The following is a 12,160-nucleotide window of genomic DNA, read 5'->3' as shown; positions in this document are numbered from 1 at the left end:
CGCCTCACGTCGTGACAACAACATCTGGTGCGACCCTGAACAGGCCAGTGCGCCTTAACCCACACAAATCGCGAAGGGACCTGATTGCCGGACTTTTCGGATTTGGCGGTATTGCCTCGGCCTCGGCCGGGATCGCGCAAATCCTGTTTGTCGTCTTCCTGGTGCTGTTCGTGATCGCGATGATCGCACGTGCCGTGCGTGGTCGCGCGCCCTGACCCAAGGCAGACAAAAAAAAATGCCCTGCGCTAGATGCGCAGGGCACACTGTCAATTGTGAAGAGTTTCCGTACTGGCAAAGAACATGGCCTGACTGACCGCTGATTGAACCTGCTCTTCCGAATAGGGTTTGGTGATCAGAAACGCAGGCTCTGGCCTCTCGCCGGTCAAAAGCCGTTCTGGGAATGCGGTGATGAAAACGATCGGCAAATCACCCATTTCCTCGAGAATGTGGTTCGCCGCGTCGATGCCGGAGGATTTGTCCGCCAGTTGAATGTCGGCCAATATCATGTCGGGCGGATCGCGGCGTGCCAGCGCCACCGCCTCGTCCCGGGTGCGCGCCATTCCGGTCACCGCATGGCCCATGCCTTCGACGATGGCGCGAATGTCCATCGCAATGATCGCTTCGTCTTCGATGATCATGATCCGACCCTGGATCGCGGTGGTCATCTCGCTGCGGGCAATGGTCAACAGTTCCGAGGCCTCATCGGCTGTTCCACCGACGATCGCGGCAATGTCATCCGCGCGGAATCCTTCGATGCTGTGCAGCAAAAGCGCCTCGCGGGTGTTCTGGGTCAGGTTTGCCAGACGCCACTGAGCGCGTGCCTCGGGCGACGACAGCTCGCCCGACTCGGCAACAGGCGACCCGGACGAGACCCAGATGTGATGAAAGGCGCGAAACAGTGCGGTCTTGGGCGACAGATCGCCAGAGAGCAAAGTCTGATCTTCAAGCAATGCCTCAAGCGTTGCGGCAGCATAGTGATCCCCGGTCCTCTGATTGCCTGTAAGAGCCCTTGCATAGCGCCGCAGATACGGCAGGTCCTCGGCAATCTGTACTGTCAGATCCGGTTGGTGGGTGGTTTCCGTCATGTGTTTCCTCAAAAAATCTGTCGCCTGTGGAACCAAACGCTGTGCTGCGTGTTATGTTCCCGAGAAGGTGCAAAAAAGTGCCTTTTCAAAGATGGCAGAAAAATAGGCGAAATGGCAAAGAATCGCAGGACGTCCAAATTGAACCAACAGATCGATGATAATCTCCGGCGCGTCTATGCGGATGCGGCCAAGGAACCTGTGCCGGAGCGCTTTACCAAGCTTCTGGAGCAGTTGCGCAAGCAAGCTGCGGACAAACAGGACGAACGCCCCGAGGACGACTCTTGACCAAGGACATGCAACCGCAAACCGATCCCCGCGACGAGCTGGTCGAGCATCTGCCCGCGATGCGCGCCTTTGCCATGAGCTTGACGCGCAATTCGGCTGCGGCAGACGACCTGGTGCAGGACGCCGTGGTCAAGGCGTGGGGCAATTTTGACAAGTTCCAGGCCGGGACCAATCTGCGCGCATGGCTGTTCACCATCCTGCGCAACACTTATTATTCCCTTTACCGCAGGCGTCGCAGGGAAGTCGAAGACCCTGACGGCATCATGGCCGGAAAGATGTCGGAAAAGCCCGCGCATGACGGCCATCTTGCGATGGCGGATTTCCGCAGGGCGTTTGTTCAACTGACCGATGAGCAGCGCGAGGTCCTGATACTGGTCGGCGCCGAAGGCTTTTCGTACGAGGATGCCGCCGAAATGTGCGGTTGCGCCGTTGGTACGGTCAAAAGCAGGACCAACCGCGCGCGCAAGCGTCTGGCGGAACTGATGCATCTGGATGATGAAGAAGGCCTTGAACTCACGGATGCCGCGACGATGGCCGTGGTGATCGGAAAGCCTGCTGCATGAAATCGAGGCTTTTTGTGCTGCGCGGGTTGCTCAAGCGCAATCTTGCCCTGCGTCTGGTATTGGCCCTGAGCCTTGCAATCCTGCCGCTTGGTCTCGTGTCGGTTCATCAGACCTACAAGGTTCTCGAAGAACGTCAGGCCCTGTCCGAAACCGCGCTGCTGGAACAGACGCAGCAGGCCGTTGCCGAAAGCCGCGACATGATCCAGTCGGCGGTCAGCACGGCCGAAACTCTGGCGGTTTCGGTGTCGGTCTTCGACACGTCCGAGGGCACCTGCGACGCGGTGATGGCAAGGGTGGTCGAGCGCAACCCGATCTATACCTTTGCCGGTTTCGTCAATGCTGACCTTGATCTGGTTTGCGCGTCGAACGGCAGACGTCAGGATCTGAGAAACCTGGATTCGATCCGATCCGAACTGACCAGTCTGCAAACCGAAATCCTGACCCATCCGCTTGAATTCATTGGCGGTATCGCCACGTTCAGCGTGGCTGTGCCAGCTTTTGGTGACGGTCGGTTCCTTGGCACTGTCTGGATCGCGGTCCCTGTGCATGTCCTGAACGAGAAGCTGGCCGCCACCGCGCCCGATGTGGACCTTGTGCTGTTCCAGTCCGGCGGGGACATTATCGCGACCGCAGATTTCTCGGATTTCCGGCGCTCCGTGCTGCCCGCCTCCTGGAGCCTTCAGGATCTTGCGGTTCGCGGAGGGCATACATTCCGAGACCACAACCGCGACGGCACCCGGCGCGACTTTGCCATCGTTCCGATCGTGGACGACAGCGTGCTTGCCCTTGGCAGCTGGGAGCCGCGGCACAAGAACGTCATGATGCCCGGATACGAAGAAGCCTTTGCGCTTTATTTTCCGCTGTTCATGTGGGCGGTCACCATTCTTGTGGCCTATGTCAGCGTGCACCATCTGGTGATCCGCCATGTGCGACGTTTGCGGTCGTGGATGCGGCTCTACGCGGCGGGGCGCAATGATCTGGATACCGCGCAGCTCGACAATGCGCCCGAAGAGCTCGAGGTGGTTGCCGAGGCATTTCGGGCGATGACGCGGCGCCTGTCCGAGCAGGACCGGCGGCTTGAAGAGGACCTGCGCGAAAAGACAGTTCTGCTGCGCGAGGTGCACCACCGGGTCAAGAACAACCTGCAGCTTATTTCCAGCATGCTCAACATGCAGATCCGGGCAACGGCCACCCCCGAGGCGCGGCACCTGCTGCGGCGCGTTCAGGATCGGGTGATGGCGCTTTCGGCGATCCACCGGTATCTGTACATGGCGCGCCGGGTGTCACGGGTGCGTGCGGACAAGCTGCTTGAGGATATCATCCAGCAACTGGTGATCGTCGGCACGCTGGACGAGGCGGGACGCCAGATCAAGGTGACCACAGCCTTTGCCCCGGTCGAGATCAGCCATGACCAGTCGGTGCCCTTGTCGCTGCTGGCAACCGAGGCCTCGATCAATGCTGTGAAGTATTGCGGAATGACCAGCGGCGCGGATGCCTGGATCAACATCGCGTTCAAAGAAATCGACGACGAGAATTTCTGCCTGAGCGTGGTCAATTCGCGTCTGCCCCAGGCCGAGGCCGGCACCGAAGAGCCCATTGATGGGTCGGGCCTTGGGTCCAAGCTGATCGAGGCGTTTGTTTCGCAGCTTGGCGGCACGTTGGACCTGCAAGATTTGCCCGATCGCTACGAGTTGCATGTGGTTTTTCCGATGGCGGACCCGACGCCCGAGGAGGACCCGGATTAATCCTGTGAAATTATGCGTTTGGTGGGGAACAATCGCCGCCTTGCGGCGTTGACCCGGTACATGACCTCAACCGGAGATCGCAATGAGACGCACACGCAATTCCATCATTTCCCTGCTTGCCCTGGGGTTCCTCGCCGCCTGCGAGACAGTCGATGGCGCAGGAGAGGACATCCAGAGCACCGGCCAGGCAATTTCGGAAGCGTCTCAGGATGCGCAGGACTGATCGCTTTCCCGGTCGCGTCCCCGACCGGGAAAATCTGTCCTTGAACCGGCCACGCCCGATATCGTGCCAGAAGACCGCGCAAGAATCGTCCCCGTTGATATCCATCAGCAGCGCGGTGTGTGGGCAAAAGGGCGTCAGCCCGGTCAGGCGGCTTCGGCGTCATCCCACCACTCGCCGAAGTCATGCCTATACCGAGGTACCACCTGCCGACCCACTCTCGACAAAGGGGATGATCGGGCGGATTTTGGTGCCAACAAAAAGAAAGCCGCCCCGAAGGGCGGCTTGGACGGCCTTTATGATTGCAGGCTCAACTGCCCCAGACGCGCACCGGGCCACAATCCATATGCACAAAATTCGACCGCGAGTACCGGCCCACTCCACCAGCCCGACAGGCGGCTGCGGCGCGCGCCATCTGCTGGACCGAGCGGGAGCCGAGGCGAAGATCGGCGGCCTCTCCGCGCAGGTGCCGGGAGTTCTTGGCCACGCCAGAGGACCGGCTGCGCAGCATCGCATTGGTTTCAGGGCTGCGATAGCCCGACAAAAGCATGTAGGGTTCGTTGACATCGAGCAGATTGTGCGCTGCGGTCATGATGTCGATGGTGCGCAGATCAATGTTCATGACCTTGTTGTTGCGCCAGTCACGCATGAAGAAATTCACTTCCTTCACCGCGTCCGCGATGTAATCACCTTCGATCCAGTAGATCATGTCAAGGCGCTCACCCGTGCGGCCGTTATACATCTTCAGCCGGCGGATATCACCGGCACCGCGAAGAAATCCTGCTGCGTTGGAGAATGTTGGTGCCGCTACCAGCGTTGTTGCTGCGAATGCACCCAAAAGTGCCCGTCGGGTGAAACCCGTGCCACGTTGTTCCGTCATGTTCAGCGCCGTCCCGTCGCTTACCTATTATGGCCGTGTCGTTGCACGGCCCTGCCATCTCATCCCCAGATGCACTTGCGTTATTGCACAACTCGATTCCGTGACCAAGCGAGGATTCAATCCAATGCAATATATCAAGAGTTTTCGGCAATAATCTGCGCAAACTCCGACGGCTGTGCCCGATTTGCGCCGAAGGCGCGGCGCGCGCGCATCACCCGGATGCGAGGTGGCGTGATGTATCAAATGTGAATGGACATGGGCCTTGCGAAACCGCAAGACTCGGGGTTCTTGCTTCTGTGACAGACATTTATGACGAGGAATACAATGCCGATTTACCCGACCCTTCGCGGAAACTTCCGGTCGATGGCTGTCGTTTTGTCGCTTTTTCTGACCATCGTGATGGCCATGCCTGCGGCGGCGCAGCAGATGACCGCCTTCAAGCAGGCTGTGGCAGGGGCTGCGGCCAAGGATGAGGACATCGCGGCCTTTTTCCAGGCGCGCGATTACAAACCGTTCTGGACGGCAGCAAATGCGCAGGCCAAGCGGCAGGCGCTGATCGCGGCACTGTCGGATGCGCCAGATCACGGCCTGCCCGCCAGTCGCTATGACGTGGGCGGGCTGATCGCGCAGATGGAGGCTGCCCGCACACTCAAGGCCCGCGGCGAGATCGAGGTGACGCTGAGCCGCGTATTCCTGCAATACGCCCGCGATGTGCAGACCGGGATGCTGACCCCGTCGCGCGTTGACAGCGGTATCGTGCGCGAAATTCCCTATCGTGACCGCCAATCCTACCTGACAAACCTTGGCAAATCCTCGCCTCAGGGGTTCTTTCGCACGCTGCCGCCGCAGACCAACGAATATGCGCGGTTGTTGAAGGAAAAGAAGCGTCTTGAAAATCTGGTCATCGCGGGTGGTTGGGGCGCGCGGGTGCCAGACGCCGCCATGAAGCCGGGTGCCAAGGGCAATTCGGTCGTGGCTTTGCGCAACCGTCTGATCGCCATGGGCTTCATGCCCCGGTCGGCCACACAGACCTATGATGCGCAGATCCAGTCAGCCGTTCAGCGGTTTCAGCAGGCGCACGGGCTGGAAGATGACGGCGTGGCCGGGGCGGGCACCATCGAACAGCTCAACATCGATCCCGCCGAGCGGCTCAAGTCCGTTCTTGTGGCGCTGGAGCGCGAACGCTGGCTGAACATGGAGCGCGGCAAGCGGCATATTCTGGTCAACCTGACCGACTTTTCGGCCAAGGTCATCGATGACGATGCGGTGACTTTTGAAACCCGGTCGGTGATCGGGGCGGTCAACCCCGACAAGCGCACGCCCGAATTTTCGGACATGATGCAGTACATGGAGATCAACCCGGACTGGACCGTGCCGCGCGGGATCATCCAGCGCGACTACCTGCCCGCGTTGCAGCGCAATCCCAACGCTCTGTCGCATCTGCAGGTGGTGGATTCGCGCGGTCGCATCGTGCCGCGCGGTCAGGTCAATTTCTCGCGCTATACCGCGCGGTCCTTTCCGTTCAACCTGCGCCAGCCGCCCAGCCGCAACAACGCGTTGGGCACGGTCAAGTTCATGTTTCCCAACAAATACGCGATCTACCTGCATGACACGCCCGAGAAGAACCTGTTCCAGCGTGAAACGCGCGCGTACTCCAGCGGCTGTGTCCGGCTGCACCAGCCCTATGATTTCGCCTATGCCCTGCTGGAGCGGCAAGAGGCCGACCCGGTCACCTTTTTCCAGACGATCCTGCAATCCGGGCGACAGACCCGCGTGAACCTGGACGAGCCCGTGCCGGTGCACCTGATCTATCGCACCGCCTTCACCCGGGCCAAGGGTCACATGCAGTATCGCCGCGATGTCTATGGCCGCGATGCGCGGATCTGGGCCGCGCTGTCGCAGGCAGGGGTGGCGTTGCGCGCCGATCAAAGCTAAGTCTGGCCCCGGGTTTTTCGGGGGCGGACATGAGCCATACAGTTCAGCAGATTGCCACCGCACTGGGGGCCACCGCCCTTGGTGACACCGGTTTGGTCGTCACCGGCGTGGCCGAACCCGCGTCGGCCGGCCCGGGTGATCTGGCCCTTGCGATGAAGCCGGAATTTGCCGCCGGTCTGGCACAGGGGCAGGCGCGTGCCGCCCTGATCTGGGACGGCGCGGACTGGCAGGCGCTGGGGCTGTCGGCGGCCATCATCGCACCGCGCCCGCGCTATGCCATGGCGGGGCTGTCGGCGATGATGGACCCGGGGCAGGGGTTTGTGCCGGGCATTCACCCTTCGGCCGTGATCGACCCTGCAGCACGGCTTGAAAAGGATGTCAGCGTCGGTGCCCTGACGGTGATCGGCCCGCGCGCGCAGATCGGTGACAGCGCGGTGATCGGCCCGCAGTGTTTCATCGGTGCCGATGCGGTGCTGGGTGCGGGCGCTTACCTGCGCGAGGGCGTGCGCATCGGCGCGCGTGTGGTGATTGGTGCGCGGTTCATCGCGCAGCCCGGCGCGGTTGTGGGCGGCGATGGGTTTTCCTTTGTCACGCCCGAGGAAAGCAGCGTGGAACGGGTGCGCGACACCCTTGGCGAGCAGGGCGAAACGTCTGCGCAATCCTATGCCCGCATCCACAGTTTGGGGGGCGTGACCATCGGTGACGATGTCGAACTGGGCGCCAACAGTTGCATCGACCGCGGCACCGTGCGCGACACGGTGATTGGCAACGGCGTGAAATTCGACAACCTGGCCCAGATCGGTCATAACGTGGCCATCGGGAACGACTGCCTGATCTGCGCGCAGGTGGGGGTGGCCGGCTCGACCCGGATCGGCAACAACGTGGTGCTGGGTGGCCAGACCGGCGTGTCCGACAACCTGTTCATCGGTGACAACGTGATCACCGGCGGGGCCACCAAGGTGCTGGCCAATGTGCCTGCCGGGCGGGTCATGCTGGGCTATCCGGCCATGAAGATGGCCAGCCACATCGAAAGCTACAAGGCATTGCGCCGGTTGCCGCGTCTGTTCCGCGACGTTGCGGCCTTGCAGAAAGCGGTTTTCAAAGCGCGGCAGAGTGACTAAGTCAGCGCCAGACAAGCAGGAGGCCCGGGCATGGATGTCAAGGACAAGGTGATCGCGATCATCGCCGAACAGGCGGTTCTGGAACCATCTGACGTGACGATGGACAGCACGCTTGAGGATCTGGGCATCGACAGCCTTGGCTTGGTGGAATCGATCTTTGCGATCGAAGAGGCCTTTGACATCACCGTGCCCTTCAACGCGAATGAACCCGACCAAAGCGATTTCGACATCTCGTCCGTCGCCAGGATCGTCGAGGGTGTCGAACGGCTTGTGGCCGAGCAAAAGAAATGAAGCGTGTCGTCATCACGGGCGCGGGCACGATCAACGCGCTTGGCCATGACGTGTCCGAAACGCTGGAGGCGATGCGCGAAGGCCGCTGCGGCATCGGCCCGCTGGAGTTTCGCGACGTCGAGCGTCTGTCGATCTCGATCGGCGGGCAGGTCAAGGGGTTCGAGACCGAAGGCCGCTTCAACCGCCAGCAGATGACGCTTTATGACCGGTTCACCCAATTCACGCTGGTCGCCGCGAAAGAGGCGGTGATGCAGTCAGGGCTGGAATTCACCGGCGAACTGGCTGCACGATCAGGCGTCGTGCTGGGCACAGCCGGTGGCGGTGTCAGCACCTGGGACGACAATTACCGCGCCGTGTACGAAGAGGGCAAGAACCGCGTTCACCCCTTCGTGGTGCCCAAGCTGATGAACAACGCCGCCTGCTCGCACATCAGCATGGAATACAACCTCAAAGGCCCGTCCTTCACCGTCTCGACGGCCTGTGCGTCGTCCAACCATGCGATGGCGCAGGCCTTCCAGATGGTGCGCAGCGGCATGGCCCCGGCGATGGTCACCGGCGGGTCGGAATCCATGCTGTGTTTCGGCGGGGTCAAGGCCTGGGAAGGGCTGCGGGTGATGTCCAAGGACGCCTGTCGCCCCTTCAGCGCCAACCGCAACGGCATGGTGCAGGGCGAAGGCGCCGGCATCTTCGTGTTCGAGGATTACGAGCACGCCCGCGCCCGCGGCGCCGAGATTCTGGCCGAGGTCGTGGGCTTTGCCATGTCATCGGATGCGTCCGACATCGTGATGCCGTCGAAACAGGGGGCCGCACGGGCCATCTCGGGTGCGCTGCGCGACGCGCGGCTGAACCCCGAGGATGTATGCTACATCAACGCCCATGGCACCGGCACGGCGGCCAATGACAAGACCGAATGCGCGGCGGTGGCCGATGTGTTCGGGCAACATGCCGACAAGCTGATGATATCGTCCACCAAATCCATGCACGGCCACCTGATCGGCGGCACCGGGGCGGTGGAACTGCTGGCCTGCATCATGGCCGTGCGCGACAGGGTGATTGCGCCCACAATCGGGTACGAGGAATTCGACCCCGAATGCGCGCTTGACGTGGTGCCGAACGAGGCCCGCGAGGCCAAGGTCGAGGTGGCCCTGTCCAACGCATTTGCCTTTGGCGGTCTGAACGCGGTGATCGCCCTGCGCCGCGTCTGACATTTCGCAGGTGGGGCGGAGCGCGCCCTCAGACAGCCTCGCGCGGGCGCATCAGCAACCAGATCAACGCGCCACCCGCCAGCACAAGGAAAGGTGCCATCGCAAGGTTCACCGCGATCCATCCCTCCTGTGCGGACCCGCCCGAGCAGTTCATCAAACCGCCCGACGAGAACGAGGCCGCCGTCACACCGCCGAACACGATCAGGTCGTTCAGGCCCTGCATACGTCCGCGTTCATGCGGCGCATGGCTGCCCGCCAGCATCGTGGTCGCGCCGATGAAGCCAAAGTTCCAGCCGACGCCCAGCAGGATCAGCGCGACAAAGAAATGTTCCAGCTCGACCCCCATCATCGCCACGGCACCCGCCCCGGCAAGGATGATCAGGCCCAGCCCCACGATCCGCTCGACCCCGAAACGCGCGATCAGGTGCCCGGTGAAGAAGCTGGGCGCATACATGGCGATCACATGGGCCGACACCACGTTGGCGGCATCGGCGGTCTCAAAACCACAGCCAACGACCGCCAGCGGGCTTGAGGTCATCACCAGGTTCATCAGCGCATAGGACACCGTGGCGCAGATCACGGCCACGGCGATGCGCGGGTCCTTCAGCAGCTCGCGCCGCGTGCGTCCCAAAGGCGCGTCATGGGCGGGCGGCTTGGGACGGGGGATGTCCAGAAACAAGAAAAGCCCCGACCCGACCAGATTTACCACGATCACCGCCAGATAGGTGCCCATGAAGGGGATGACCATCGACTCGGCGGTGACCTTGACCAGCATCGGCCCGATCAGCGCCGAAATCAGCCCCCCCGCCATGACATAGGAAATCGCCTTGGGCCGGAACGCGTCCGACGCCGTGTCGGCGGCGGCAAAGCGGTAAAACCCCTGGTTCGACATGTAGACGCCGGTAAACAGCGATCCCAGACAGAACAGCTCGAACGAGGCATAGTACAGCCCCGCCGCCCCGATCGCGCCGCCGATGGCTCCGAACAGCGTGCCGATCATGAACCCCGGCCCGCGCCCCCATTTCTGCATCAGCATCGACACCGGCGTGGCCGCCAGCATCGACCCCAGCACGATCAGCGAGATCGGCAGGGTCGCCCAGCACGGGTTTGACGCCAGCGACTGCCCGGCCAGACCGCCGATGGTGAATATCATCGGCATCTGCGAGCCAAGGATGGCCTGCGCCAATACAAGGATCACCACGTTGCGCTTGGCGCGGCTGTCGTCGGTCTGGGATTGGGCAATATCGGTCATGCGCCAAGTGCTAGACCGGGGGTCGCGCCTGCGCAAGATTGAATATGATCAAACCCCGCCTGCGCCCGGACCGGCCTCATGGCCGCAACCTGGCCCTCTTCATCTTGCCCGGAAAACTCCGGGGGTGAATGCGGCGCAGCCGCAGAGGGGGCAACGCCCCCTTATACATTTCACAAAAACTGCGTGGCGCAGCCACTCAATCGGATCACGCGGGCGTCACTCGGCCGCCATCATTGGTGCGGCCACCTGACTGGCCCAGTCCAGTTCCGCGCGCAGCCGGACGTTTTCACCCACCACCAGCAACACCGGCGCGCTGGCAGGGGCATTGGCCGCATCGCGCGCCAGATGCGTCAGCGTGGTTTCGATCACCTGCTGATCGGGCCGGGTGGCATTGGCGATGATGGCGCAGGGTTCGGATGCGGCGCGGCCTGCACCGATCAATTGTGCCGCGATCTTTTCGGCATGGCGCAGCCCCATGTAGATCACCAGCATCTGGCTTCCTTGCGCGATCGCGCGCCAGTCCAGCGAGGCGGGCAGGGCGCCCGAATGGTCATGCCCGGTGACAAAGCTGACCGACTGATTGAAATCGCGATGCGTGGCCGGGATGCCCGCCGCTGCCAGCCCGCCGATCCCGGCGGTGATGCCCGGCACCACGCGCACCGGCACATGGGCGGCGATCAGCGCCTGCGCCTCTTCGCCGCCGCGTCCGAACACATAAGGATCGCCCCCTTTCAGGCGCAGCACGCGCTGACCCGCGCGCGCCAGATCGATCAGCCGGTGGCAGATGTCGTCCTGCCGGGCCGAGGTCTTGCCCGCGCGCTTGCCCATGTCCTCCAGCCGCGCCTGCGGGGCCCATGCCAGTATCTCGTCAGGCACCAGCGCATCATGCACGATCACATCCGCCTGCCGCAGCGCGTTCAGCGCATGCAGCGTCAGCAGGCCGGGATCGCCCGGACCGGCACCTACAAGCCACACCCAGCCCGGTTGCAGAACGGGCCAGCCATGGGCGGGAAGGGGAAACATCTGTGTCATGCCCCCGGTATGGCGCGGGACATGCGATCTGCAAAGAGGGCCGGGCCGGGATCAGCCGCGATGCGCAGGAACGTTGTCGCGGCAGGGTTGCGGAACAGTGTTCGCTTTTTTCGGCGCGCGCCTGCTGGTTCAGCGGCTGTGTTCCAAGGCGCGTGTCCAGCGTGGGACGGCGTTCTTATTTCAGCTTTTGTCGCCGGTTCCGACGTTTTGTGCGAATGCCTCGTCAAAGGCCGCCTGTTGCTCGGGCGTGGCCTCGGTCTGGGCCTGTGCCTTCCATTGGTCGTAGGGCATGCCGTAATAGACCTCGCGCGCCTCGTCCTTGGTCATCGCGATGCCCTGCTCGGCGGCGGCTTCCTGATACCAGCGCGACAGGCAGTTGCGGCAGAACCCGGCCATGTTCATCAGGTCGATGTTCTGCACGTCGGGGCGGTCCTGCATCAGGTGCTGGCGCAGGCGGCGAAAGGCGGCGGCCTCGATCTTCGTGCGGGTGGTGTCGTCCATATCTGTCTCTCCCATTGGCATGAGGGGGATGTGGGGCCGTGGCGC

The 12,160-nt window shown here is 62.4% G+C and carries 14 protein-coding genes; 9 read left to right on the top strand and 5 right to left on the bottom strand.

The genetic code is table 11. The annotated features are described in order from the left end of the window. Positions 1 to 47: 47 nt before the first annotated feature. Entirely contained in the window at positions 48 to 215 is a 168-nt protein-coding gene (locus tag ACFTOW_RS19015) for a DUF1328 domain-containing protein (protein WP_379918720.1), read from the top strand. Between the two features lie 51 nt (positions 216 to 266). Here the strand turns inward: ACFTOW_RS19015 and ACFTOW_RS19010 are convergent, their stop codons facing one another. Then, a complete protein-coding gene (locus tag ACFTOW_RS19010) occupies positions 267 to 1,085 on the bottom strand; it encodes a response regulator (RefSeq protein WP_379918713.1) in 819 nt (272 codons plus the stop codon). Between the two features lie 138 nt (positions 1,086 to 1,223). Between ACFTOW_RS19010 and ACFTOW_RS19005 the strand changes: the two genes are divergently transcribed. The 4 genes from ACFTOW_RS19005 (at position 1,224) to ACFTOW_RS18990 (ending at position 3,901) form a co-directional block, all read left to right on the top strand. Beyond that, positions 1,224 to 1,370 carry a NepR family anti-sigma factor gene (locus tag ACFTOW_RS19005; protein ID WP_379918710.1) on the top strand — a complete coding sequence of 49 codons (147 nt, stop codon included), beginning with the start codon at positions 1,224 to 1,226 and terminating at the stop codon, positions 1,368 to 1,370. Positions 1,371 to 1,378: 8 nt separating this feature from the next. Then, positions 1,379 to 1,933 carry an RNA polymerase sigma factor gene (locus ACFTOW_RS19000; protein ID WP_379918708.1) on the top strand — a complete coding sequence of 185 codons (555 nt, stop codon included), beginning with the start codon at positions 1,379 to 1,381 and terminating at the stop codon, positions 1,931 to 1,933. Continuing rightward, the gene (locus tag ACFTOW_RS18995; RefSeq protein ID WP_379918706.1) at positions 1,930 to 3,678 is read left to right on the top strand and encodes a sensor histidine kinase; all 1,749 of its coding nucleotides are present in this window, start codon (positions 1,930 to 1,932) and stop codon (positions 3,676 to 3,678) included. The genes ACFTOW_RS19000 and ACFTOW_RS18995 overlap by 4 nt, the downstream gene beginning before the upstream one ends. An 82-nt stretch (positions 3,679 to 3,760) precedes the next feature. After that, a complete protein-coding gene (locus ACFTOW_RS18990; protein WP_379918704.1) occupies positions 3,761 to 3,901 on the top strand; it encodes an entericidin A/B family lipoprotein in 141 nt (46 codons plus the stop codon). Between the two features lie 307 nt (positions 3,902 to 4,208). Here ACFTOW_RS18990 and mepK read toward each other — a convergent pair whose 3' ends face one another. After that, on the bottom strand, positions 4,209 to 4,778 hold the full coding sequence (mepK, locus tag ACFTOW_RS18985) for a peptidoglycan L,D-endopeptidase MepK (RefSeq protein WP_379918702.1): 570 nt from the start codon (positions 4,776 to 4,778) through the stop codon (positions 4,209 to 4,211). Positions 4,779 to 5,141: 363 nt separating this feature from the next. Between mepK and ACFTOW_RS18980 the strand changes: the two genes are divergently transcribed. From ACFTOW_RS18980 to ACFTOW_RS18965, 4 genes are read left to right on the top strand one after another with little or no spacing between them, the layout of a single operon-like run. After that, complete coding sequence (locus tag ACFTOW_RS18980; RefSeq protein WP_379918700.1) at positions 5,142 to 6,713, top strand: L,D-transpeptidase family protein; 1,572 nt, start codon at positions 5,142 to 5,144, stop codon at positions 6,711 to 6,713. Positions 6,714 to 6,742: 29 nt separating this feature from the next. Beyond that, positions 6,743 to 7,834 (top strand): UDP-3-O-(3-hydroxymyristoyl)glucosamine N-acyltransferase, encoded by a 1,092-nt coding sequence (gene lpxD / locus ACFTOW_RS18975; protein WP_379918698.1) that lies wholly within the window; start codon positions 6,743 to 6,745, stop codon positions 7,832 to 7,834. 30 nt (positions 7,835 to 7,864) lie between these two features. Next, positions 7,865 to 8,125, top strand: a complete 261-nt coding sequence (locus ACFTOW_RS18970) for an acyl carrier protein (RefSeq protein WP_379918696.1) — start codon at positions 7,865 to 7,867, stop codon at positions 8,123 to 8,125. Further along, the gene (locus tag ACFTOW_RS18965) at positions 8,122 to 9,330 is read left to right on the top strand and encodes a beta-ketoacyl-[acyl-carrier-protein] synthase family protein (RefSeq protein ID WP_379918693.1); all 1,209 of its coding nucleotides are present in this window, start codon (positions 8,122 to 8,124) and stop codon (positions 9,328 to 9,330) included. Before ACFTOW_RS18970 ends, ACFTOW_RS18965 begins: the two co-directional genes overlap by 4 nt. Before the next feature lie 28 nt (positions 9,331 to 9,358). Here the strand turns inward: ACFTOW_RS18965 and ACFTOW_RS18960 are convergent, their stop codons facing one another. The 3 genes from ACFTOW_RS18960 to ACFTOW_RS18950 form a co-directional block, all read right to left on the bottom strand. Beyond that, positions 9,359 to 10,582, bottom strand: a complete 1,224-nt coding sequence (locus tag ACFTOW_RS18960; RefSeq protein WP_379918691.1) for an MFS transporter — start codon at positions 10,580 to 10,582, stop codon at positions 9,359 to 9,361. A gap of 216 nt (positions 10,583 to 10,798) precedes the next feature. Beyond that, positions 10,799 to 11,614: a uroporphyrinogen-III C-methyltransferase gene (cobA, locus tag ACFTOW_RS18955; protein WP_379918689.1), complete on the bottom strand. Its 816-nt coding sequence runs from the start codon at positions 11,612 to 11,614 to the stop codon at positions 10,799 to 10,801. A 180-nt stretch (positions 11,615 to 11,794) separates the two neighbouring features. Further along, entirely contained in the window at positions 11,795 to 12,115 is a 321-nt protein-coding gene (locus tag ACFTOW_RS18950) for a DUF1244 domain-containing protein (protein ID WP_379918687.1), read from the bottom strand. Between the last annotated feature and the right edge of the window lie 45 nt (positions 12,116 to 12,160).

The sequence above is a fragment of the Lacimonas salitolerans genome, from assembly GCF_042677865.1.
In the GTDB taxonomy this organism is placed as follows: domain Bacteria; phylum Pseudomonadota; class Alphaproteobacteria; order Rhodobacterales; family Rhodobacteraceae; genus Lutimaribacter; species Lutimaribacter salitolerans.
The sequence above is the reverse complement of the archived record's forward strand: the minus strand, read 5'-3'. Positions and strand labels throughout refer to the sequence as shown.

Coding starts and splice junctions, on each gene's coding strand:
- ACFTOW_RS19010 (WP_379918713.1), bottom strand. CDS start 1,085: ATGACGGAAACCACCCACCAACCGGATCTGACAGTACAGATTGCCGAG.
- ACFTOW_RS19000 (WP_379918708.1), top strand. CDS start 1,379: ATGCAACCGCAAACCGATCCCCGCGACGAGCTGGTCGAGCATCTGCCC.
- ACFTOW_RS18995 (WP_379918706.1), top strand. CDS start 1,930: ATGAAATCGAGGCTTTTTGTGCTGCGCGGGTTGCTCAAGCGCAATCTT.
- ACFTOW_RS18990 (WP_379918704.1), top strand. CDS start 3,761: ATGAGACGCACACGCAATTCCATCATTTCCCTGCTTGCCCTGGGGTTC.
- mepK (WP_379918702.1), bottom strand. CDS start 4,778: ATGACGGAACAACGTGGCACGGGTTTCACCCGACGGGCACTTTTGGGT.
- ACFTOW_RS18980 (WP_379918700.1), top strand. CDS start 5,142: ATGGCTGTCGTTTTGTCGCTTTTTCTGACCATCGTGATGGCCATGCCT.
- lpxD (WP_379918698.1), top strand. CDS start 6,743: ATGAGCCATACAGTTCAGCAGATTGCCACCGCACTGGGGGCCACCGCC.
- ACFTOW_RS18970 (WP_379918696.1), top strand. CDS start 7,865: ATGGATGTCAAGGACAAGGTGATCGCGATCATCGCCGAACAGGCGGTT.
- ACFTOW_RS18965 (WP_379918693.1), top strand. CDS start 8,122: ATGAAGCGTGTCGTCATCACGGGCGCGGGCACGATCAACGCGCTTGGC.
- ACFTOW_RS18960 (WP_379918691.1), bottom strand. CDS start 10,582: ATGACCGATATTGCCCAATCCCAGACCGACGACAGCCGCGCCAAGCGC.
- cobA (WP_379918689.1), bottom strand. CDS start 11,614: ATGACACAGATGTTTCCCCTTCCCGCCCATGGCTGGCCCGTTCTGCAA.
- ACFTOW_RS18950 (WP_379918687.1), bottom strand. CDS start 12,115: ATGGACGACACCACCCGCACGAAGATCGAGGCCGCCGCCTTTCGCCGC.